The 21,718-nt window shown below is 63.2% G+C and carries 14 protein-coding genes and 8 pseudogenes; 12 read left to right on the top strand and 10 right to left on the bottom strand.

Annotated features, from left to right (window positions below; all coding sequences use genetic code 11):
* The first annotated feature begins 119 nt into the window (after nt 1-119).
* From radA to G5575_RS15975, 5 genes and pseudogenes are all read left to right on the top strand, one after another.
* A complete protein-coding gene (gene radA / locus G5575_RS15995; RefSeq protein WP_164535212.1) occupies nt 120-1,526 on the top strand; it encodes a DNA repair protein RadA in 1,407 nt (468 codons plus the stop codon).
* A 117-nt stretch (nt 1,527-1,643) separates the two neighbouring features.
* The gene (locus tag G5575_RS15990; protein ID WP_164535211.1) at nt 1,644-2,282 is read left to right on the top strand and encodes a CvpA family protein; all 639 of its coding nucleotides are present in this window, start codon (nt 1,644-1,646) and stop codon (nt 2,280-2,282) included.
* Between the two features lie 117 nt (nt 2,283-2,399).
* Nucleotides 2,400-3,901: pseudogene (purF, locus tag G5575_RS15985) on the top strand (amidophosphoribosyltransferase).
* Nucleotides 3,901-4,632, top strand: a pseudogene (locus G5575_RS15980) (SDR family NAD(P)-dependent oxidoreductase). The pseudogenes purF and G5575_RS15980 overlap by 1 nt, the downstream one beginning before the upstream one ends.
* Nucleotides 4,632-5,222: a GNAT family N-acetyltransferase gene (locus G5575_RS15975; RefSeq protein ID WP_164535209.1), complete on the top strand. Its 591-nt coding sequence runs from the start codon at nt 4,632-4,634 to the stop codon at nt 5,220-5,222. The pseudogene G5575_RS15980 and the gene G5575_RS15975 overlap by 1 nt, the downstream one beginning before the upstream one ends.
* 9 nt (nt 5,223-5,231) lie before the next feature.
* Here the strand turns inward: G5575_RS15975 and G5575_RS15970 are convergent.
* From G5575_RS15970 to G5575_RS15960, 4 genes and pseudogenes are all read right to left on the bottom strand, one after another.
* Nucleotides 5,232-6,460, bottom strand: a pseudogene (locus G5575_RS15970) (hemolysin family protein).
* Nucleotides 6,461-6,606: 146 nt separating this feature from the next.
* A pseudogene (gene der, locus G5575_RS22380) lies at nt 6,607-7,466 on the bottom strand (ribosome biogenesis GTPase Der).
* Nucleotides 7,467-7,633: 167 nt separating this feature from the next.
* Nucleotides 7,634-8,050 (bottom strand): annotated as a pseudogene (locus G5575_RS22375) (GTPase); the annotation flags it as partial.
* Between the two features lie 2 nt (nt 8,051-8,052).
* Nucleotides 8,053-8,811, bottom strand: coding sequence for a tetratricopeptide repeat protein (locus tag G5575_RS15960; protein WP_164535208.1), 759 nt, complete (start codon nt 8,809-8,811; stop codon nt 8,053-8,055).
* Between the two features lie 133 nt (nt 8,812-8,944).
* On the opposite strand from G5575_RS15960, the gene G5575_RS15955 reads away from it, so the two are divergent.
* Both G5575_RS15955 and G5575_RS15950 read left to right on the top strand, forming a co-directional pair.
* On the top strand, nt 8,945-9,187 hold the full coding sequence (locus tag G5575_RS15955; protein ID WP_164535207.1) for a type II toxin-antitoxin system Phd/YefM family antitoxin: 243 nt from the start codon (nt 8,945-8,947) through the stop codon (nt 9,185-9,187).
* On the top strand, nt 9,187-9,612 hold the full coding sequence (locus G5575_RS15950; RefSeq protein ID WP_164535206.1) for a type II toxin-antitoxin system VapC family toxin: 426 nt from the start codon (nt 9,187-9,189) through the stop codon (nt 9,610-9,612). The genes G5575_RS15955 and G5575_RS15950 overlap by 1 nt, the downstream gene beginning before the upstream one ends.
* Nucleotides 9,613-9,616: 4 nt before the next feature.
* Here the strand turns inward: G5575_RS15950 and guaA are convergent, their stop codons facing one another.
* Complete coding sequence (gene guaA / locus G5575_RS15945) at nt 9,617-11,209, bottom strand: glutamine-hydrolyzing GMP synthase (RefSeq protein WP_164535205.1); 1,593 nt, start codon at nt 11,207-11,209, stop codon at nt 9,617-9,619.
* Between the two features lie 102 nt (nt 11,210-11,311).
* Here guaA and G5575_RS20740 point away from each other — a divergent pair, with 102 nt between their 5' ends.
* Nucleotides 11,312-11,488, top strand: a complete 177-nt coding sequence (locus tag G5575_RS20740; RefSeq protein ID WP_235936089.1) for a hypothetical protein — start codon at nt 11,312-11,314, stop codon at nt 11,486-11,488.
* A complete protein-coding gene (locus G5575_RS15940) occupies nt 11,485-12,522 on the top strand; it encodes an acyltransferase family protein (protein ID WP_235936088.1) in 1,038 nt (345 codons plus the stop codon). Before G5575_RS20740 ends, G5575_RS15940 begins: the two co-directional genes overlap by 4 nt.
* Here G5575_RS15940 and G5575_RS15935 read toward each other — a convergent pair.
* The gene (locus G5575_RS15935) at nt 12,489-13,769 is read right to left on the bottom strand and encodes an RsmB/NOP family class I SAM-dependent RNA methyltransferase (RefSeq protein WP_164535204.1); all 1,281 of its coding nucleotides are present in this window, start codon (nt 13,767-13,769) and stop codon (nt 12,489-12,491) included. The genes G5575_RS15940 and G5575_RS15935 overlap by 34 nt on opposite strands.
* Nucleotides 13,770-13,772: 3 nt before the next feature.
* On the bottom strand, nt 13,773-14,207 hold the full coding sequence (locus tag G5575_RS15930; RefSeq protein ID WP_164535203.1) for an MAPEG family protein: 435 nt from the start codon (nt 14,205-14,207) through the stop codon (nt 13,773-13,775).
* 105 nt (nt 14,208-14,312) lie between these two features.
* Between G5575_RS15930 and G5575_RS15925 the strand changes: the two genes are divergently transcribed.
* Nucleotides 14,313-14,651 carry a DUF3140 domain-containing protein gene (locus G5575_RS15925; protein WP_164535202.1) on the top strand — a complete coding sequence of 113 codons (339 nt, stop codon included), beginning with the start codon at nt 14,313-14,315 and terminating at the stop codon, nt 14,649-14,651.
* A gap of 3 nt (nt 14,652-14,654) precedes the next feature.
* Here G5575_RS15925 and guaB read toward each other — a convergent pair.
* Nucleotides 14,655-16,156 (bottom strand): annotated as a pseudogene (guaB, locus tag G5575_RS15920) (IMP dehydrogenase).
* 253 nt (nt 16,157-16,409) lie between these two features.
* Between guaB and G5575_RS15915 the strand changes: the two are divergent.
* Nucleotides 16,410-17,796 (top strand): annotated as a pseudogene (locus G5575_RS15915) (MFS transporter).
* Nucleotides 17,797-17,865: 69 nt separating this feature from the next.
* Nucleotides 17,866-19,207 (top strand): annotated as a pseudogene (locus G5575_RS22370) (MFS transporter).
* 130 nt (nt 19,208-19,337) lie between these two features.
* Here G5575_RS22370 and G5575_RS15905 read toward each other — a convergent pair.
* Nucleotides 19,338-19,958 carry an RlmE family RNA methyltransferase gene (locus G5575_RS15905; RefSeq protein WP_165700264.1) on the bottom strand — a complete coding sequence of 207 codons (621 nt, stop codon included), beginning with the start codon at nt 19,956-19,958 and terminating at the stop codon, nt 19,338-19,340.
* A 107-nt stretch (nt 19,959-20,065) separates the two neighbouring features.
* Complete coding sequence (locus tag G5575_RS15900) at nt 20,066-21,064, bottom strand: Ppx/GppA phosphatase family protein (protein ID WP_207633197.1); 999 nt, start codon at nt 21,062-21,064, stop codon at nt 20,066-20,068.
* Between the last annotated feature and the right edge of the window lie 654 nt (nt 21,065-21,718).

The following is a 21,718-nucleotide window of genomic DNA, read 5'->3' as shown; positions in this document are numbered from 1 at the left end:
CGCGCCGGGTAAGGGAGTTCCATGGTGCTGATGGGTGACAAGGAGTGTAGTTCCCTTTTTGTTCTTGCATCCCTTCCACGGCCTCGGCTAAATCAGCTATACACAACAGGATCCGACCCTTGGCCAAAACCCGCTCGACTTTTGTTTGCCAATCCTGCGGTGCGGTTACGACGCGCTGGCAAGGGCGGTGCGATGCGTGCGGCGAGTGGAACACCATCGTCGAGGAATTGGTCGATTCCGGCGTCGGCGCGGGTCCGAAGGCCGCCAAGTCCAATGGCCGCCCGGCCAATCTTGTGCCGCTGTCCGGCGAAACGGAAAGCGCCGCCCGTGTCGTCACCGGCCTTGCCGAACTCGATCGCGTCACCGGCGGCGGTTTCGTCAAGGGCTCTGCGCTCCTGGTCGGCGGCGATCCGGGAATCGGCAAATCGACGCTTTTGCTGCAGTCGGCGGCCGCTCTGGCCAACAAGGGCAAGCGCGTCGTTTATGTCTCAGGTGAAGAAGCGGTGGCGCAGGTGCGGCTTCGGGCGCAGCGGCTGGGGCTTGGCGAAGCCGACGTGCTGCTGGCCGCCGAAACCAATGTCGAGATCATTCTCGCAACGCTCGAAAATGGAGCCCCGCCCGATCTCGTCATAATCGATTCGATCCAGACGCTTTGGACCGACCGCGTCGACTCGGCGCCTGGCACCGTGACCCAGGTGCGGACCTCGGCTCAGGCGCTGACGCGCTTTGCCAAGAAAAGCGGCGCTGCCGTCGTCCTTGTCGGCCACGTCACCAAGGACGGGCAGATCGCCGGCCCGCGCGTCGTCGAGCACATGGTCGATGCCGTGCTCTATTTCGAAGGCGATTCGAGCCACACCTTCCGCATCCTTCGCGGCGTCAAAAACCGCTACGGCGCTACCGACGAGATCGGCGTCTTCGCCATGACCGAGCGCGGCCTCGAACAGGTTGCCAATCCCTCGGCTCTGTTTCTCGACCAGCGCGACAAGGATGCCGCCGGCTCCGCCGTCTTTGCTGGCATGGAGGGCACAAGGCCGTTGCTGATCGAAATCCAGGCCCTGGTCGCGCCTTCTCCCCTCGGCACGCCGCGACGCGCCGTGGTGGGCTGGGATTCTTCGCGCCTCTCCATGGTTCTGGCTGTGCTCGAAACCCGCTGCGGCGTCCGCATCGGCGCCAATGACATCTATCTCAACGTCGCCGGCGGACTAAAAATCAATGAACCGGCTGCCGACCTCGCGGTCGCCGCGGCATTGATCTCCTCGCTTACCGGCTCGCCCCTCCCGGCCGACGCCGTGTACTTCGGCGAAATCTCGCTGGCTGGCGGCGTGCGGCCCGTGGTGCACGGTTCGCTGCGCCTGCGCGAGGCGCAAAAGCTCGGCTTTGGGTCGGTGGTCACCGGCAAGCTCGGCAATGCCGATCGCAACAGCGCGCTGGATGTTACTGAATATGGTCAACTGGCCGACATGGTCAGCCGCATCGCTGCGGCCGGCAAGCGCTCGATGCCGGAGCCCGAGCCCGATGCGTGGTAAACGAATGGTTTCCGGGGACATCGTTGCTCCTGCCCTGCCCCGCCCTTGGCAGGCCGGAGCAAAGTCGTTAAAGGTCCGGAAACAAGCCGACGCGGCGAAGAATTTAGGCGAAAAGATATGCTGACAGCGTTCGACGTTGGTGTGGGTGTTCTGGTGCTGATTTCGGCGATCCTCGCCACGGCGCGCGGATTGACCCGCGAAGTGCTGTCGCTGGCCACCTGGGCCGGCTCCGCCGCCATCGCCGTCTACATGTATCTCTACCACCCGGACATTGCGCAGCAGTACATTGCCGAGGAAGTAGTGGCCAATATCGCCACCGTGGTCGTGACCTTTATCGTCGCTCTGATCGTCCTCCACCTGCTCACCATGCGCATCGCCGATTTCGTTGTCGACAGCCGCATCGGGCCGATCGATCGCACCCTGGGCTTCGTGTTCGGCGTGCTGCGTGGCGTGTTGATTGCCATCGTCGTCACCATCTTCGGTCTGTGGCTTCTGCCGAACAACCTTCCGGATTGGGCCGCCAATTCGCAGTCGCTGCCCTACCTCCGCGACATGGGCAATACGCTGATCTCGATGCTGCCCGAAGGGCTCGAACAGCAGGTGACCGATGTTCTCCAGGGTGGCGGTGGCAACCTGACCGACGACAGCGAAGCGCCGGTCGAGCCGGGCACCACGACGACGCCGGCTCCCGCCGACGGCGGGACGGTCGACCCCACCGATCCGGTGACCGACCCGGCGCCAGCGCCGCAGGCCTGATCGCGCAGGGCAGCGCTGCCATTTATGTCATTGGTGACATGAAGGGAAATGCGCTAAAGGCCCATTTGACCGGCGCGGCATCCGAGGTCGCGCCGGACGAGACAGCAGCTTTAAGGCATGGAGCGTCCTGTGACCCATTCCCGCGAAGACGACTTTTCCCTCGACGGTGACACGCTGCATGAAGAGTGCGGCGTGTTTGGCATTTTGGGGCATAGACGACGCCTCGACGCTGACCGCGCTGGGCCTTCACGCCCTCCAGCACCGTGGCCAGGAAGCAGCCGGTATCGTCAGCTTCGACGGCCGCCAGTTCTATACCGAAAAGCGCATGGGCCTTGTGGGCGACCACTATACCGACCCTGCCCTTCTCGCCAAATTGCCCGGCACCATGGCCATCGGCCATACGCGCTACTCGACGACGGGCGAAGTCGCGCTCCGCAACGTGCAGCCGCTCTTTGCCGAACTCGAAGCCGGCGGCATTGCCATTGCCCACAATGGCAATTTCACAAATGGCTTGACGCTGCGCCGGCAGATCATCGCCACCGGCGCCATTTGCCAGTCGACCTCCGACACCGAAGTCGTCCTTCACCTCATCGCCCGTTCGCGCCACTCCTCCACCACCGATCGCTTCATCGATGCAATCCGGCAGATGGAAGGCGGCTATGCCATGGTGGCGCTCACCCGTACCAAGCTGATCGCCGCGCGCGATCCGGTCGGCATTCGGCCGCTGGTCATGGGCGAGCTCGATGGCAAGCCGATTTTCTGCTCGGAAACCTGTGCCCTCGACATCATCGGCGCCAAATACATCCGCGACGTCGAAAATGGCGAAGTCATCATCTGCGAAGTCCAGCCAGACGGCTCGATCACCATCGAAGAGCGCAAGACCGCCCGCAACGTGCCCGAGCGTCCCTGCCTTTTCGAATATGTCTATTTCGCCCGCCCCGATTCCGTTGTCTCGGGCCGCAGCGTCTACAAGGCGCGCAAGAATGCCGGCATCAACCTCGCCAAGGAAGCGCCGGTCGAAGCGGACGTCGTCGTGCCCGTCCCCGACGGCGGCACACCTGCGGCGATCGGCTTTGCGCAGCAGAGCGGGATCCCGTTCGAGCTGGGCATCATCCGCAACCACTATGTCGGTCGCACCTTCATCGAGCCGACCCAGCAGATCCGCGCCTTTGGCGTGCGCCTCAAGCACTCGGCCAACCGTGCCGAGATCGCTGGCAAGCGCTGGTGTTGATCGACGACTCGATCGTCCGCGGCACCACCTCGATCAAGATCATCCAGATGATGCGCGATGCCGGCGCCACCGAAGTGCATATCCGCGTCGCCAGCCCGATGATCTACTTCTCCGATTACTACGGCATCGACACGCCGGATCCGGACAAGCTCCTCGCCAACCAATATGCCGATATCGACGCCATGTGCCGCTATATCGGCGCCGACTCCTGGCCTTCCTTTCCATAGACGGGCTCTATGAAGCCGTCGGCGGCGCCAAGCGCAATCCGCAGGCGCCGCAGTTTACCGACCACTATTTCACCGGTGAATATCCGACTCACTTGACCGATCTGCATGGCCGGACCATGAGCGACCCGCGGCAGGTTTCGCTGCTCAAGGAAGCGGGTTAATGACGGATACTAACGAGCTCAGCGGCAAGGTCGTCCTGGTCACCGGCGCCTCTCGCGGCATCGGTTACGCAGCAGGGCTCGAGGCTGCACGGCGCGGCGCCCATGTGATTGCCGTGGCCCGCACCGTTGGTGGGCTCGAAGACCTCGATGACGCCGTCCAGGCGCTGGGCGGCTCGACCACGCTGGTGCCGCTTGACCTGCGCGATGGCGAGGCCATCGACCGACTGGGCGCTGCGATCTTCGAGCGCTGGGGGCACCTCGATGGGCTGATCGCCAATGCCGGCCAGCTGGGCGTCCTGAGCCCGGTCGGACACATCAAGCCGGACGAGTTCGACAAGGTGATGGCCATCAACGTCACCGCCAATTATCGGCTTCTGCGCTCGCTTGACCTCTTGTTGCGGCAGTCCGAAGCTGGACGCGCCGTTTTTGTTTCTTCCGCCGCTGCGCGGTCGCCGCGCCCGTTCTGGGGGCTTTATGCTGCCAGCAAGGCGGCCCTCGATGCGCTGGTCAAATCCTATTCCGGCGAGGTCGCGCAGACCCAGGTGCGCGCCAATGTCTTTATCCCGGCGCCGTTCGCACGGCGATGCGCGCCAAGGCCATCGGGCGAAAACCCCGAGACGCTGCCGACACCGGCCGACGTGGCACCGGCCTTGGTGGACATGCTGAGCCCCACTCTCACCGAACAGGGCCGGCTCTACAATATCGACAGCAAAAGCTTCGAAGAGATCTGATGGTCGCCCTTCGTCCGTACCGCGCCGGCGATCTCGATGCTCTTTACGACATCTGCCTGCGGACAGGTGCCTCAGGACAGGACACTTCGGAACTTCACAACGACCCTCAGCTTCTCGGCCATATCTATTCGGCGCCCTATGGCGTGATCGAGCCCGAAAACGTCTTCGTTGCCGAGGACGATGAGGGTGTTGCCGGCTATGTGGTCGGCACGCACGACACGGACCGCTTCGCCAAGCGGCTGGAGAAGGATTGGTGGCCAGCCTTGCGCGCCCGTTATGCCGGGGCAACAGGCCTGACCGATGCCGACCAGCGCCGGCTCGACGCGATCATTCAACCGCATCACTCGCCCGCAGATTTGGTTGAAGACTACCCTGCCCATATCCACATGAACCTGCTGCCGCGGCTGCGTGGCCAGAGGGTCGGGACCAGGCTCCTCGATCTCTGGGTAGCGCAAGCGCGCGAGGCAGGCGTCAAGGGCATCCATCTTGGTGCCGGCGCTGCCAATCACGGCGGCATTGCCTTTTGGGGCAAGAACTTCGAAGAGCTCCGCCGCGACAATGGCACCGTGTGGTTTGGAATGGGGCTTTAGCCCCACCCCTTAGATTGCGGCCGCGAGCGGCGACATCAGCACCTTGTCGATGCGACGTCCGTCGAGATCCATGACCTCGAATTTCCAGCCGTCACGCTCAAAGCATTCGCTGACAGCCGGCAGGTGATTGAGCACCGACAGGATATAGCCGGCCACGGTTTCGTAGCGCGCTTCCTTGGGCACGGGCACCTTGAAGCGTTCGCTGAACTCGTCGACCGGCATCCAGCCGGCAACGAGGAAAGTGCCGTCCTGGCGCTGCACCACGGCCTGCTCGTCGCCGCCGTCTCCTCGGCATAGCCGGTGATGACTTCGAGCACGTCGCCATAGGTGATGATGCCTTCGAAGTGCCCATATTCGTCGACCACCAGCGCCAGCTGTGCCGGCGACTTGCGGATGGCTTCGACCACGTCGAGGGCCGTGGCATGTTCCATGACCACGGGCACGGACTTCACCAGCTTGCGCAGATCGGGCTGCTGGCCGGCGGCAAGCGGCGGCAGGAGATCGGCGAGCGCCAGCATGCCCAGAATGGAGTCGGCATTGCCCTCCTGCACCAGAACCTTGGAATGGTTGCTCGCAAGAATGGTGGCTAGGTTTTCCTCGTAGCTGTCCTCGACATCGATGACCACGACATCAAGGCGCGGCGTCATCAGGCCACGCGCAGAGCGATCGGCAAGGCGCATGACGCCCGAGATCATCACGTGCTCTTCAGTCTCGATGACGCCAGCCGTGGTTGCCTCGGCAATCACGGTGCGCAGCTCTTCCTCGGTCACCTGCTCTTCGTTCTGCTCGCCCTGCCCCAGAAGGCGCAGCACGAACTTGCCCGAAATGTCGAGCAGCCAGACGATCGGCGTGCCGACGATGGCGATGATCTTCATCGGCTGGGCAACGCGCGACGCCACCGCCTCGGGGTTCCGCAAGGCGATCTGCTTGGGCACGAGCTCGCCCAGGATCAGGTTGATATAGGTGATGGCAACGACCACGAGGCCGACGCCGGCGACATCGGCGATGTTGCTGGGCACGCCGATAGATGCCAGCCAGCCGGTCAGGCGAAGGCCCAGCGTCGCGCCCGAGACGGCACCCGACAGGACGCCGACAAGGGTGATGCCGATCTGGACGGAAGACAGGAATTTGCCGGGATCTTCGGCAAGCTTGAGGGCCGTAGCCGCCCCCGTATTGCCCTGTTCGGCCATAACCTTGAGGCGGGCACCGCGGGCGGAAACAACGGCCAGTTCGGACATGGCCAGGGCGCCGTTCACGAGGGTCAGAACGACGACGATAATGATTTCTGTAAGCAACAAAGTGCAATGTTGGCACGCCGCGACCAATGGCGGGGTGTTACGACGCGCGCACTATAGGGCATGTCCGCCCGATGTGAAGAGCGATCCTACTTCTTGTCCGCGTATGGATTGTTGCCGCCGCGCAGCCAGATGCGTATCGGCGTGCCCGGCATATCGAAGGCTTCGCGCAGCCCATTGACCAGATAGCGCTGGTATGAGGCCGGGACGGCATCAGGCCGCGAGGCGAAAATGATGAAGCTGGGGGCCTGGTCTTGGCCTGCGTCATATAGCGCATCTTGAGGCGCCGGCCCGAAACGGCCGGAGGCGGGTGCCCCTCGATCATGCCCGCGAGCCAGCGATTGAGCCGGCTGGTCGAGACATGCGCGTTCCAGCTCCGCTCGATGGTGAAGATCGCGTCCATCAGCTTGTCGATATTGCGGCCCGTCAGGCCCGAGAGCGTCACCAGCGGCACGCCGCGCAATTGAGGCAGGAGGCGCTCGCATTCCTCGCGCAGTTCCTTGAGCTTTTCGTTCTTGTCCTCGATCAGGTCCCACTTGTTGAGCGCGATGACCATGGCCCGGCCTTCGCGTTCCACGAGATCGGCCAGCGCCAGATCCTGCTTTTCAAACGGGATCGTGGCGTCGAGCAACAGCACCACCACTTCGGCATATTGGATCGAGCGCAGCGAGTCGCCGACGGCAAGCTTTTCGAGCTTTTCATGCACACGCGAACGGCGGCGGATGCCGGCCGTGTCGACGAGATTGATGGTGCGGCCTTCCCACTCCCAGGGAACCAGAATGCTGTCGCGCGTGATGCCGGCTTCGGGGCCGACCAGCACGCGGTCTTCGCCGACCATGCGGTTGACCAGCGTCGACTTGCCCGCATTGGGCCGTCCGACAATGGCGACGTTGAGATAGCGCTTGGGGTTCCAGCGCAGCGTGGCGTCTTCGCCCTCCCCTTCAAGCATGTCGGGGTAATATCGACATCGACCTCGGGCATGATGTCGAGATCGCCCACGGCTGCCGCCGCGTCTTCCGCCGCCTGTTTCTCGTTGGCCTTGTCGATGGCCGCGGAAACGATGGAATAGAGCTCCGAAAGCCCGAGGCCATGCTCGGCGGAAAGCGCGATCGGCTCGCCAAAGCCGAGCTTGAAGGCTTCGACCAGCCCATCTTCGGCCGCGCGGCTTTCAGCCTTGTTGCCAACGAGATGAACGTCCTTGCCGGCCTTGCGCAGCACCTGGGCAAAACGCTGGTCGAGCGGCACGACGCCGGCGCGTGCGTCGATCATGAACAAGATGATGTCGGCGTCGCGGATGGCGGTTTCGGTCTGCTGACGCATGCGGTCTTCGAGCGAGCCGTCCTTGACGTCCTCGTAGCCGGCCGTGTCGAGCACCTTGAAGGTGAGGTCGGCTATGCGGCCCTCGGCTTCGCGACGGTCGCGGGTAACGCCGGGCGTATCATCGACGAGCGCGATCTTTCGGCCGACAAGGCGGTTGAAGAGGGTCGACTTGCCGACATTGGGTCGACCGACAATGGCAAGTGTGACCGTCATGGTTATTCGGCTACCGGTTCGGTAGGGGCCGGTGTCGCGACGGCATCATCCTGAACGATGGCATCGACGGCGTCGGCCGCGTCCTCGGCGGGCGTTTCGGCTTCGATCACGCCATCAGAAATCATCTGCGCGATATAGAAGCTGACGCGATTGCGCACCGGGGCCTGCACCAGCGGATCGTTGAGCACGGCTTCAAAATTCTGCTCGGCAGCGGCGAAGTCGCCGGCCTTGTACTGGGCGAGGCCAAGCAGTTCGCGCGCCGGGCGGCGCATCTGGCTGTCGTCGGTGGCGAGCGTGCCGAGGCGGGCTTCGACATCGGCGACGGTGCCAGTATCGACCAGCGTTTTGCCGGCCAGAAGCAATGCGAGTTCACGCAGACGCGGATTGGACTGGCTGCTGGACAAGGCGTCATAAGCGGCCACCGCGCCGGCACTGTCGCCTTGCTCGGCAAGGAGCGCTGCCTTGCGGAACTGGGCCAAGGTGCCGTAGCCGCCCGAGGGGTTGGCAGCAATGGCATCGAGCTGCGTCTCGGCGCCAGCAATATCACCCGCTTCGGCCGCGTCGAGCGCCGCATAAAGCTGCTGCGAGCCTTCGGCCGAGCGGCTGCTGCTATACCAGGACCAGCCTTCGTTGATGGCAACCAGCAAGACGATGGCCACGGCTCCGCCAATGACGAACGGCGCGAAACGCCGCCAGAGAGCCCGCATCCGGTCCGAGCGGAGCTCTTCGTCAACTTCGCGGAAAATGTTGTCCTGAGACATGGCCGGCCTGACTTTAGTAGATAGTTGCGGGGAGCATTAGCATGGGGGTCGGGAATGCAAACGGCTAGGATCATAGCTGGACACCCGTGCGGCAACGCGTGTAAATGACCATGTAGATGGTCAGGAGCACTCGATGATCGCGATCAATCTTGCCGATGCCAAAGCACATCTCAGCGAATTGGTTGATCAGGTGGAAGCCGGCGACTCAGTGGAGATCACGCGACGCGGCAAACCGGTCGCCCGTTTAACTGCGGTGCCGAAGAAACTTGCTCGTGTCGACGCAAAAATTCTGCAGGCGCTCAGCGCAACAATGCCTTCTCAAACCCAAAGCGCAGCGGAGCTTGTTGCGTCTATGCGAGATGACGACCGGTACTGATGTTTTATCTCGATACGTCCCTCATCGTGGCGTCGCTTTCCAACGAAGTTTTGACGCCGCGGGCGCAGACCTGGCTTGCTGAGCAAGACCCTGGATCGCTCTTCATCAGTGTTTGGACAATCACTGAAGTGTCTTCAGCCTTGGCGATCAAGGTTCGAACTGGGCAGATCAATTTAGCGCAACGCGCGGCGGCGCTCTCCGTGTTCAACAAGCTCGTCGCAGAAAGCTTCAACGTGCTGGATGTGAAGGGCAGCCAATTCGTGACGGCAGCCCGCTTTACCGACAATCACGAACTTGGCCTCAGGGCCGGAGACGCTCTACACTTGGCCATCGCGCTAGACCATGGCGCAACCGTACACACTCTTGATCGTCGGATGGCTGAAGCAGGGCCGGTACTTGGAATACCCGCCCAGCTGATGACCTAGTGCCTTACTCCCACTCGATCGTGCCGGGCGGCTTCGATGTGACGTCGTAGACCACCCGGTTGATGCCACGCACCTCGTTGATGATGCGGGTGGCAGTCTTGCCGAGAAAGTTCATGTCGAATTGGTAGAAGTCGGCGGTCATGCCGTCGACGGAGGTCACGGCGCGCAGGGCGCAGACGAATTCATAGGTGCGGCCGTCGCCCATGACGCCCACGGTCTGGACCGGGAGCAGCACGGCAAAGGCCTGCCAGATCTGGTCGTATTGGCCGGACTTGCGGATTTCGTCGAGATAGATGGCGTCGGCCTGGCGCAGGATGTCGAGCTTTTCCGGCGTGATGCCGCCCGGACAGCGGATGGCAAGGCCAGGGCCCGGAAACGGGTGGCGGCCGATGAAGCTCTCGGGAATGCCAAGCTCGCGACCAAGGGCGCGAACTTCGTCCTTGAACAGCTCCCGCAGCGGCTCGACCAACTGCATATTCATGCGCTCGGGCAGGCCACCGACATTGTGGTGCGACTTGATGGTGACCGAGGGACCGCCGGTGAAGGACACCGACTCGATCACGTCGGGATAAAGCGTGCCCTGCGCCAAGAAGTCCGCGCCGCCGAGCTTCTTGGCTTCTTCCTCGAACACCTCGATAAAGAGGCGGCCGATGATCTTGCGCTTGGTTTCAGGATCGACCTGGCCTTCGAGCTCGCCCAGGAATTTCTTCGACGCATCAACATGCACCAGCGGGATATTGTACTGGTCCCGGAACATGGTGACGACCTGCTCGGTCTCGTTGAGCCGCATGAGGCCGTGGTCGACATAGATGCAGGTGAGCTGGTCGCCGATGGCTTCGTGGATCAGCACCGCGGCAACCGATGAGTCGACGCCGCCGGAGAGCCCGCAGATCACCCGGCCGGTGCCGACCTGTTCGCGGATCTTGGCGATCATCTTGTCGCGGTAGGCGGACATGGTCCAGGACGCCTCGATGCCGCAGATATGGTGCACGAAGTTGGCGTAGAGCTTAGCGCCATCGGGCGTATGCACCACCTCGGGATGGAACTGCACGGCCCAGATGCGGCGCTCTTCGTTGGCGATCATGGCAAAGGGCGCATTGGGAGAGGTGCCGACGACCTCAAACCCTTCCGGCAGCGCGACGACGCGGTCGCCGTGGCTCATCCACACCTGATGGCTAGTCGAGAGCGGCCACACGCCTTCCGAAAGCGAGCTGGTCTTTTGCACCGTCAGTTCAGCACGGCCAAATTCTCGGTGATGGCCGGCTTCGACCTTGCCGCCCAGCGCCATGCAAAGCGCCTGCTGCCCATAGCAAATGCCAAGGATCGGGATGTTTGCGGCAAGGATGGCCGGATCGATGGTCGGTGCGTTTTCGTCCAGCGTCGAGGCTGGGCTGCCCGAAAGCACCACACCCTTGGGCCGCAGGGCTGCCAGGGCGGCGCCAGCGGACTGGAAGGGGTGGATCTCGCAATAAACGCCGGTTTCACGGATGCGGCGGGCGATCAACTGGGTGACCTGCGAGCCGAAATCGACGATCAGGATGGTGTCGTTGAGGGGGCGGTTTCTGGGTGCAGCATGGCGAGCCTTTATCCTCGCCATGATTTTTAGGCAAGCGTCACCAGTGCAAGGCCGATCTGTGCGTCATGCGGCAACGTCCGAGCCCGATCCTGCGTTCTGGGCCAGCGTCAACAAGAGCCTGCCATGACTGACCAGAAGACCCTCCACGGCGCCGATTTCCTGCGCGCTGCAGCCTGCATTGCCGTCCTTTTCCATCACCTCGCCTTCCGCATGGACATGAACCAGGTGCCGGAAGCGCTTGCGCCGGTGATGCGGTTCCTGGTGATGGGCAGCTTCGGCGTCGCGGTCTTTTTGTGTTGAGCGGCTATCTTCTGGCGCGGCCGTTCTGGCTGGCGCTGGATCGCGGCGAGCCGATGCCCTCCATGCGTGTCTACTGGATCCGGCGGCTGGCGAGAATCGTGCCCGGCTTCTGGCTCGCGCTAGCGGCGAGCCTCTTGCTCGATGTCTGGCTTACCGGGGCGCCGACAGATGGCCAGACCATCACGCGCTTTGTTGCCGGCGCGCTCCTCGTCAGCGACTGGCATTGGGTGACCCTTTTTCCGGTCGACAACAACGGACCACTCTGGTCCATCGGCTTTGAAGTCACCGCCTATCTTCTGCTGCCCTTCGCCTTCACAGCGCTCTTTGCCTTTGCACTAAAGCGCTGGACCGCCCGGCTGGCTTGGCTCGCAGTGATCGTTGCGGCTCTTGGCCTGCACTTTCTCATTCTCAACTTCGCGCCCATCGACGAAGTCCAGCGCGGCTGGGATCATGGACTGGTTGGCGGCGCCAAGGCCTGGATGCCGCGCTATAATCCGATCGGTTTCTTTGCGATATTCGCTATCGGCGCGCTTGCGGCAGGCGTGGGCGTGATGATCGGGAAGCGGCGCCACCTCGCCTTTGATGCGATTGGGATCGCGGCCGTTCTTACCTGCGGGCTGATCATGGCAGTGCATGTCGGCGGCCTGAACGAAGGCTTCGGCTGGCTCGAAATCCCTTACGCCTTCCCCGCCATGCCAATCGCGGTGGCCGTGGCGCTGGTCGCCCTCGCCGCTTCCCAATATGCCGGCCTTGTTCTCGACGCGCGACCGGTCCGCTTCATCGCCAAGATCTCGTTCGGGATCTATATCTGGCACGCGCTGATCATCTGGCTTTTGGACCAGCTGACCCCTGTCTTCGACGGCAGTTGGTCCAACTGGCTTGCGAGCAGCGCAGCCGTTATCGCCCTGTCGGTGTTTGTCGCAACGCTGAGCTTCTACTTCGTCGAACAGCCGGCCGTGCGCTGGGCGCGGCGGCTGGAGCAGAAGCCTGCGGTCGAGGTTCAGCGCTCCCCGTTGCGCAGCAGGTGGATATAAAAGCCGTCTGTGTTGGTGCGTCGCGGCGTAAGGCACAGGCCGCCTTCGGGCGTCGCCAAGCCTTGCGGCAGGTCGGTGATCAGGGCTGAGCGCCAGGCCTGTGCCATGTTGAGGGTGGTCAGTTCTGGATGCGCAGCTTTCAGCGCCACGATCTGGTCGTCGTTTTCTTCCGGCAGGATCGAGCAGGTAATGTAGACCAGCGTGCCGCCGGGCTTGAGGTAGCGCAATCCTTCCTTGAGCAATTCGGCCTGCTCGCCTTGCCGCTGGGCCAAAAGCTCGGGCGTCAGCTTCCACTTGGTGTCGGGACGCCGGCGCCATGTGCCGGTGCCGGTGCAGGGCGCATCGATGACGACGCGGTCCATCTTGCCCGCGAGATCGTCGAGCGCACCGGGATTGGGCGCCCGGACCTGGGCGTTGCGAACGCCATTGCGCTTGAGGCGATCATAGATGGGCGCGAGCCGATTGCGGTCGGCGTCATAGGCAAAGATCTGGCCGGAATTGCCCATCGTGGCGGCCAGCGCCAGCGTCTTGCCCCCTGCCCCGGCGCAAAGGTCGAGCACCTGCTCGCCCTCGCGCGCACCGGCAATGGCGGAGACGATCTGGCTGCCCTGGTCCTGCACCTCGAACCAGCCCTTGAGGTAGCCTTCGTCGGTGGTGACGTTGGGCGTGCGGGCATCGCGCGGACCGGCGGGCATGGTGAGGCCGAAAGGCGCAATAGCGGTCGGCTGGGGACTGAAGCGCGCCAGCGAGCGCATGACCTTTTCCGGCGACGCCTTGAGGGCATTGGCGCGCAGATCGAGCGACGGCCGGCCAGTCATGGCCTCGCCTTCGGCGATCCAGTCAGCACCGAAAGCCCGTTCCAGCGATGGCGCCAGCCATTCGGGGACATCGGCGCGCACCCAGTCTGGCGCGGTGGCAATGTCGTTGTCGGCCAGCTCGTCGATCGCTTCGGGGGCATGGCTGTCATCGGCAAACGCCGCATTCAGCGCATCGGCACTATCGCCCCAGTCGCGCATGGCAACGGCGAGGACGAGCGCACGCGGCGTATCGCTGCCCATGACAAAGGCATGCGAGGCGCGGCGGCGTAGCGCGTCGTAGACGAGATTGCCGATGGCGGCGCGATCCCCTGCCCCCGCAAAGCGATTGTTGATGCCCCAGGCCTTAAGGGCCTCCGAGACCGGCCGCTTGCGGGTTTCGACATCGGTCAGGACTTCGATGGCGGCGGCGAGACGGCCGGGAAGGCGCATGGGTCAGATACTCGGCAGAGAAAGGATGCGGAACAGCAGCCATAGCCAGAACACGGCAAGCACGGCAAGGCCGGCGCTATAGGCGGCAAAGCGGCGATGCACGCGATTGGTGGTGACGTGGATTACGGCGTGCACATAGCGCAGCGCCACGAATAGCACGGCGAGCACGACCTCGACCCAGCCCACAAGGCCTGTCTGCAGCGCCAGCAAAGCCGCAACAAAGAACAGCATCGGCAGTTGGAACTGGTTGTCGAAGCTATTGGACAGAAGCCGCGCCTTGAGCGGATAGGCCGTGCGTTCCACCGCGATATCGGCGACATCGATCTCGCCGCTCATCACCCGCGGCACGCGCTCGCGGCCCATGAGCACGAGGATAGCAACGGTCAGCAGCACCTGCGCGCCCATGGCAAGGATCAGGAGCTTATCGACGAGGGGCATGGTGAAGCTCCGGTAAAGAATCGCGTGCTGAGGCTAAGCCGTTGATTTCAGATTCGGAACGTGGGCACGGCGCCAGCCGTTGCTTGCCGAACGGAGAATTCTGGCATGACCGACGACGAAAAGGACGACATCCGCAAGGAGTTCGGCGAGGCCGTCAACATGGCGCCCGCCGCGCTCGAAAAGTGGCTCGAAACCGAGCACAGCAAGGAAGTCGGCTGGCCCAAGGATCGCGACGACGACACGGAGTCGGTCGGTCACCATTCGGGCCGCCGCATCGTTGAGATCAAGCGCAAGAAGGTGGCCGACCTCACCGACGACGACTTCGCCCATATGCGCAAGGTCGTCGGCTATGTGCACCGGCATCTCAAGCAACGCCCCAGTGGCGACATTACCGACACCAAGTGGCGCTATTCGCTGATGAATTGGGGCCACGACCCCAAATAGCGCCTAGCGCCCGCTGCGATAGTTCGGCGCTTCTCTGGTGATGGTCACGTCATGCACGTGGCTTTCGCCGAGGGCGGCCGCCGAGATCTTCACGAAGGTCGCGTTGTCGCGGAAATCCTCGAGCGTATGCGCGCCGGTATAGCCCATCGACGCCCGCAAGCCGCCGGCAAGCTGGTGCAAGACGGCGTTGACCGGACCCTTATAGGGCACCTGGCCCTCGATACCCTCGGGCACGAGCTTCATCTGGTCGCGCACATCCTGCTGGAAGTAGCGATCCGCCGAGCCCGCACCCATGGCGCCGACCGAGCCCATGCCGCGGTAGGATTTGTAGGAACGGCCCTGGTAGAGGAACACTTCGCCCGGGGCTTCATCGGTCCCGGCCAAAAGCGAGCCGACCATGACGCAGGAGGCGCCGCCGGCGAGGGCCTTGGCCATGTCGCCCGAAAACTTGATGCCGCCATCGGCGATCACCGGCACGCCCTGCTTGTGGCCCTCTTCGGCGCAGGCCATGACGGCCGCCAGCTGCGGCACACCGACGCCGGCAACGATGCGCGTCGTGCAGATCGAGCCCGGCCCGATCCCGACCTTGACCGCGTCTGCGCCGGCATCGATCAGCGCCTTGGTCGCCTCGGCGGTTGCGACATTGCCCGCAACGATGCGGGTCGAATTGCTTTCGCGCTTCACCCGCTCGACCGCTTCGGCCACGCGCACCGAGTGGCCATGAGCGGTGTCGATCACCAGGAGGTCCACCCCAGCCTCGATCAGCGCCAGCGAGCGTTCGAAGCCGTTGTCGCCGACGGTGGAGGCCGCCGCCACCCGCAACCGCCCCTGCTCGTCCTTGACGGCGTTGGGATGGAGCTGGGCCTTTTCGATGTCCTTGACGGTGATGAGGCCGATGCAGCGATAATCTTCGTCCACCACCAGCAGCTTTTCGATGCGGTGCTTGTGCAGCAGCACCTTGGCCTCGTCCTTGCTGACGCCGTCGCGCACGGTGATGAGGTTCTGGTGCGTCATCAGCTCGCGGATCGGCTGGGCCGGATGGGACGCAAAGCGCACGTCGCGATTGGTGAGAATGCCGACCAGCTTGCCGATGGCGCGACCGCCGGTGCCGCCATTTTCCACCACCGGAATGCCGGAAATGCGCGACTTCTGCATCAGCGCCAGGGCGTCGGCGAGGGTCGCTTCGGGGCCGATGGTGATTGGGTTGACCACCATGCCGCTTTCAAAGCTCTTGACCATCCGCACCTGCTCGGCCTGTTCGGCGGCGGTGAGGTTCTTGTGGATGACGCCCAAGCCCCGGCCTGCGCCATGGCAATCGCCATATTGGCTTCGGTCACCGTGTCCATGGCAGAAGAGAGGATGGGAAGGTTGAGCGCTATATCCTTGGTGACATAGGTCGAAATGTCGGTTTCGGTGGGCAGGATGTCGGAACGGGCAGGCTGCAGCAGCACGTCGTCAAAGGTGAGCGCGTAGTCGCCGGTTGCAGTGGTAATAATCTTTGCCAAGGCCAGACCCTTCCTGCCTTCTGATCGTATCAGAGATGAGTGGAACGGAACCGGCTGCGGGAGATGCCCGGTTCAGGTTGGCGAGGGTCATTAGCACCGGTTCAACACTTTGCCTAGGGGCGCTGCCGGGCATGGGACCTATGCGCCTTTTGACCAGTGCGGCCGGTTTTGGGCTAGGCGTGGCCGATCGATCGGCCCATAGTGCGGTTGTTGCCCCGGCAACCTTTTTTCGACTCACCCGATTGCCTCCCTCGTGATCCGCGTAACTCCGCTCATATTGGCGGTGGCCCTGTTCATGGAACAGATGGACTCCACCGTTATTGCCACGTCGCTGCCAGCCATCGCCGCCGACATCGGTTCGGAGCCGATTGCGCTCAAGCTCGCGCTCACCGCCTATTTCGTGGCTTTGGCGATCTTTATCCCGATCAGCGGCTGGATGGCGGATCGCTATGGCGCCAAGAACATCTTCCGGCTGGCGATCTTCGTCTTCATGCTCGGCTCGCTCGCCTGTAGCTTCTCGTTTTCCCTCGAAAGCTTTGTTCTATCGCGCTTTTTCCAGGGTATCGGCTCGTCGATGATGACGCCCGTCGGGCGCCTTCTCCTGGTGCGCTCGACGCCGCGCAACGAGCTGGTTTCGGCCATGGCCTGGCTTTCGATCCCTGCCATGGTGGCGCCGGTGACCGGACCACTGATCGGCGGATTTTTGACCACGTATCTCAGCTGGCACTGGATCTTCTGGATCAACATCCCGATCGGCATTGCTGGCATCATCCTTGCCGGCATTTTCCTCAAAGTCCCGGACGAACGAAATCCCCGCCCCGTCGATCTTGTCGGCTTCATCCTCGCGGCCATCGCCTTTTCCGGTACGGTCTTCGGCCTGTCCGTCATCAGCCTTCCGGCGCTGCCGATCATCTATGGTTATCTCACGCTGGCGGTCGGGGTCACGGCCTCGCTTTTTACCTCCTCCATGCGCGGCGGACCAAATATCCGCTGCTCGACCCGAAACTGCTGCGCCATCCGCTGTTTCGCTCGTCGATCACCGGCGGATCGTTGTTCCGCGTCGGCGTCGGCGCCATGCCCTTCCTGCTGCCTCTGATGCTGCAGCTCGGTTTTGGGCTCAACCCGTTCCAGTCCGGCGCCATCACCTTCATTTCCGCCATCGGCGCCATGCTCAGCAAGTTCGTCGCCGAGCGCATGTTCTCCCGCTATGGTTTTCCGCGGGTGCTCGGCATTGCCGCTGCATTCGGCGGCTTGCTGATCGCCGTTCAGGGCCTTTTCACGCCGCAAACGGCCGTGCCCATCATCATGGGTGTGCTTCTCGTCAGCGGCGTGTTGCGCTCGCTGTTTTTCACCGGGTCCAATGCTCTGGGCTATGCCGACGTTTCAGACGAAGAGGCCAGCCAGGCAACGGCCATTGTCGCCGTGGCGCAGCAGCTGTCCGTCGCTTTCGGCGTCGCCGTCGCCGGGGCCATCATCGAGATTTCCCGCCGCTTCAGTGGCGGCGAGCTGTCGCTCTTCAATTTCCAGATCGCCTTTTTGCCGTCGGCGTGCTCAGCGCCCTCGCTGCCATCACTTATTTCCGCCTGCCGCCCGATGCGGGCAGCACTGTTTCAGGCCATCGCGCCATCACCAAAGAATAGCCGGACCCAACCGGCAGTGGAGAGCCTTTGTCCCGGACAACACCGCTGATTCTTGCCACCGCCGTGTTCATGGAGAACATGGATTCAACGGTGATCGCGACCTCGCTTGCCGCCATTGCCGCCGATATCGGCACCGAGCCCATTTCGTTAAAACTTGCGCTGACTGCCTACCTCGTGGCGCTGGCCATCTTCATCCCCATTTCGAGCTGGATGGCCGATCGCTTCGGTGCCCGCCGCGTCTTTCGGGTCGCCATGCTGGTCTTCATGATCGGCTCGCTTTGCTGCGCCTTTGCCGGCTCGCTCGAACAATTCGTCGGCGCCCGCTTCATCCAAGGCATGGGTGGGGCCATGATGGGGCCGGTGGCGCGACTGGTCCTCGTGCGCACCACGCCGCGGCATCAGCTGGTCGACGCCATGGCCTGGCTCACCATTCCGGGCCTTATCGGACCAATCGTCGGCCCTCCCTTCGGCGGCTTTTTGACCACCTACTTTTCCTGGCACTGGATCTTCATCATCAATATCCCCATCGGCATCCTGGGGATCGTGCTGGTCGGCTTTGCCTTGCCCAATGACGAAAGAAGCGCGCCGCGCAAGATCGACGGCCCCGGCTTCGTTCTTGCCGGGCTCGCCTTCGCCCTTTTCGCCTTCGGCTGCTCGGTGGTGAGCCTGCCCGCCCTGCCCCCAATCTACGGCGTCATTTCCGGCGCTGGGCATCGGGCTCGGTTACATCTACGTGCGCCACGCGCTTTCGACCGAATATCCGCTGCTCGACCTGCGCCTTCTTGCCGTGCGCAATTTCCGCATCACCACGGTCGCCGGCACCTTCTTCCGCCTCGGCCAGGGCGCCGTGCCCTTCCTCTTCCCGCTCATGCTGCAGCTCGCCTTCGGCCTCACGCCGTTTCAATCGGGCATGGTGACCTTTGCCGGAGCCGTCGGGGCGCTGGCGGCCAAGTTCGTCGCCAACTGGATCTTTGCCAATTGGGGTTTCAAATACCCGCTGGTCATCTCGAGCGGCATTTCGGCCGCCGGCATCCTGGTCATGGGTTTTTACGAGCCTGGCACGCCGATCCCGCTGATGTTGGCCATTCTCGTCTTCACCGGCTTCTGGCAGTCCACGTTCTGGACAGGCTCGAACGCCTTCACCTTCGCCGATATCGAGGACAACGACGCGGGGCAAGCCAACACGATGAGCCAGGTCTGGGGCCAGCTCATGTTCGCCATGGGCGTCGCCCTTGGCGGTGGCACGCTAGAGCTTGCGCACCGGCTACGCGGCGGCGACCAGCTGGCGCTCAGCGATTTCCACTTGGCCTTTTATGTCGTTGCCGCCGTAGGCGCCCTGGCCACGATCCTCTACCTGCGCCTGCCGCGAAATGCTGGGCACCAGCTCTCGGCGCGTGACGGGGTCCATTAAAAGGCCCCCTCACCCGCCGCTTCGCGTCGACCTCTCCCCCATAGGGAGAGGTGGGTGCACAACCGCGTTCGTCGCGCAGCGACACCTCTCCCTATGGGGGAGAGGTCGGCCAAAGGCCGGGTGAGGGGGCCTACCGCTCTTCTTCAGCGTTCTCAGCTACGTTCGAACCCTTAAACCCCTTCGCCACCAGATACGCCTCAGCCGAATCCTTGCGGCTCGACGGCGGCTTGATGTGGAAGGTCGTGTTGAAATGGCGCTTGAGCATATGCAGCAGCTCATGCTCGGTGCCGCCCTGGAACACCTTGGCGACGAATGAGCCGCCCGGCGCTAGCACCTGAATGGCAAAATCCGCCGCGATTTCGATCAGGTGCACGATGCGCAGGTGATCGGTGGCGCGATGGCCGGTCGTGGGCCAGGCCATGTCGCTCATCACCACATCGACCTTGTGCCCGCCCAGCGCTTCGATCAGCAGTCCTGGCGCATCGTCTTCGGTGAAATCCTTCTTGAACAGGATGACGCCGGGGATCGGATCCATGTCGAGATAATCGATCCCCACCACCAGCGGGTTGGCATCGGTCGAGCCGACCGCAGCCGCAGCTACCTGCGACCAGCCGCCCGGTGCGGCGCCGAGGTCGACCACGCGGCTGCCCTTTTTGAAGAACTTCTGCTTCTCGTTCATTTCCTTGATCTTGAAGGCCGCGCGCGAGCGATAGCCTTCCGATCGGGCGCGGGCCACATAGGGGTCGTTCAACTGGCGCTCGAGCCATTTGGTGGACGCGACCTTGCGCCCCTTGGGCCGTCTTGACGCGGATTTTAAGATCCTTGTCGGACTTGCGGCCGCCGGTGCCCAGAGCCTTGCTATTGACCATTGCCAGCTCCCTTCGGATAGCGCGAGAAGCGCTTGGTGGTGCGATCTGCATCCATCAACGAGATCAGAATGCCTTCGCGCAAGCCCCGATCCGCAACGCGCACGCGCTCCGTCGGCCATTCGCGGCGAATGGCCTCGAAGATCGCGCAACCGGGCAGCACCAGATCGGCCCGGTCCTTGCCGATGCAGGGATGAGCGACGCGACGCTCGAAAGGCATGTCGAGCAGCACGCGCATGGTTTCATCGACATCCTGCCGCTTCATCCAGAGCCCGTCGACCTTTTGTCGCTCATAGCGCTCGAGACCCAAATGTAGCCCGGCCAACGTCGTTACCGTGCCCGACGTGCCGATCAGATGCACCGGGTGAGTGCCGATCATCTGCCGCAGCTTTTCGCGGCCGCGGAACTGGCGCAGGTGTTCCGAAACGTAGCGCACCATGTTTTCGAAGACTTGGGGCGTCACGTCGACGCCGCCAAAGCGCTCGGCGATGGAAACGACGCCCACCGGCAGCGACTGCCAGGAGCGAATCGACGCCGACATCCGCCCCTGCGACCGCGGACGGCCGCCGCGGAAATCGAGCCAGGCGAGTTCGGACGAGCCGCCGCCGATGTCGAACATCAAGGCGCCCGAGGCCTCCCCGTCGATCAGGTCGGCACAGCCCGTCACCGCCAGCTCGGCCTCGGTGCGGCGATCGACGATTTCGAGATCGAGCCCGATCTCGCTTTTGACCCGGGAAAGGAAGGCCGGGCCGTTTTCTGCGGCACGGCAGGCTTCGGTGGCGATCAGGCGCATTCGCGTCGGCTGGTGGTCGCGCAGCTTGTTGCGGCACTGGCGCAGCGCTTCCATGGTCCGCTCCATGGCGGCATCTCCCAGCCGCCCGGTAACCGAAACGCCCTCGCCCAGGCGAACGATGCGGGTAAAGCCATCGAGCACGCGAAAACCGCGATCATGCGGGCGGGCGATAAGCAGGCGGCAATTGTTGGTGCCCAAGTCGAGGGCGGCATAGAGAGGGCCGCGATGGCGGCGTTGGTTGGAAGATTGTGGCGTCCGCGGATCCGGTGCGGCAGGCGATGGCGCGCCTGCGCTGCGCCCCGGCTGTCGCCGGATGGCTGACCGGGCCCTGCCTCGGCGCGCGGCGCCGATGCATTGGCGGACCGAGAAATATCGGTCACTTTTGCTCCTTCATGCGCGGTCGCAGGACCCTTAAAGGTCCGCGCCCGACGCATTTTGTTTCGTGTCGACAAACAGGCTAGAGCAAGGCGCAGCGGAGCACAATGGCGGTTCTGTTCATCCCCCGTTCATCGAGACGGTCCAGGCCTCAAAAACTTTGCCACTAGTGCTTGCACTCTCCCCCGCTTTGCGTAATGAAACCCCGCGCCGCGCCGCGAGCCAAGCTCCCGCGCCGCCCAGCCGAGCAGGCTTTGCTGGGGGGAATAGTTCAATGGTAGAACAGCGGACTCTGACTCCGTCGATCTTGGTTCGAATCCAGGTTCCCCAGCCAACAAAAAGTTAAATCATTTCAATGGATTGAATTATTCGACTGGCTCAAGGGCAGGCTTATTCTGTGCCATCATGTGCCACCCCTATCCCATTGTAATTGCTTGCGACCACATAAGGCCACGGCTACGCACTGGCACTTGGCAT

The organism is Devosia aurantiaca (genome assembly GCF_011058215.1).
In the GTDB taxonomy this organism is placed as follows: Bacteria; Pseudomonadota; Alphaproteobacteria; order Rhizobiales; family Devosiaceae; genus Devosia; species Devosia aurantiaca.
Note: the sequence above shows the minus strand (reverse complement) of the source record. Positions and strands in the feature narration are given on the sequence as shown.

Coding starts and splice junctions, on each gene's coding strand:
- G5575_RS15990 (WP_164535211.1), top strand. CDS start 1,644: ATGCTGACAGCGTTCGACGTTGGTGTGGGTGTTCTGGTGCTGATTTCG.
- G5575_RS15925 (WP_164535202.1), top strand. CDS start 14,313: ATGACCGACGACGAAAAGGACGACATCCGCAAGGAGTTCGGCGAGGCC.
- G5575_RS15950 (WP_164535206.1), top strand. CDS start 9,187: ATGTTTTATCTCGATACGTCCCTCATCGTGGCGTCGCTTTCCAACGAA.
- G5575_RS20740 (WP_235936089.1), top strand. CDS start 11,312: ATGACTGACCAGAAGACCCTCCACGGCGCCGATTTCCTGCGCGCTGCA.
- guaA (WP_164535205.1), bottom strand. CDS start 11,209: ATGGCGAGGATAAAGGCTCGCCATGCTGCACCCAGAAACCGCCCCCTC.
- G5575_RS15930 (WP_164535203.1), bottom strand. CDS start 14,207: ATGCCCCTCGTCGATAAGCTCCTGATCCTTGCCATGGGCGCGCAGGTG.
- G5575_RS15935 (WP_164535204.1), bottom strand. CDS start 13,769: ATGCGCCTTCCCGGCCGTCTCGCCGCCGCCATCGAAGTCCTGACCGAT.
- G5575_RS15975 (WP_164535209.1), top strand. CDS start 4,632: ATGGTCGCCCTTCGTCCGTACCGCGCCGGCGATCTCGATGCTCTTTAC.
- G5575_RS15960 (WP_164535208.1), bottom strand. CDS start 8,811: ATGTCTCAGGACAACATTTTCCGCGAAGTTGACGAAGAGCTCCGCTCG.
- G5575_RS15955 (WP_164535207.1), top strand. CDS start 8,945: ATGATCGCGATCAATCTTGCCGATGCCAAAGCACATCTCAGCGAATTG.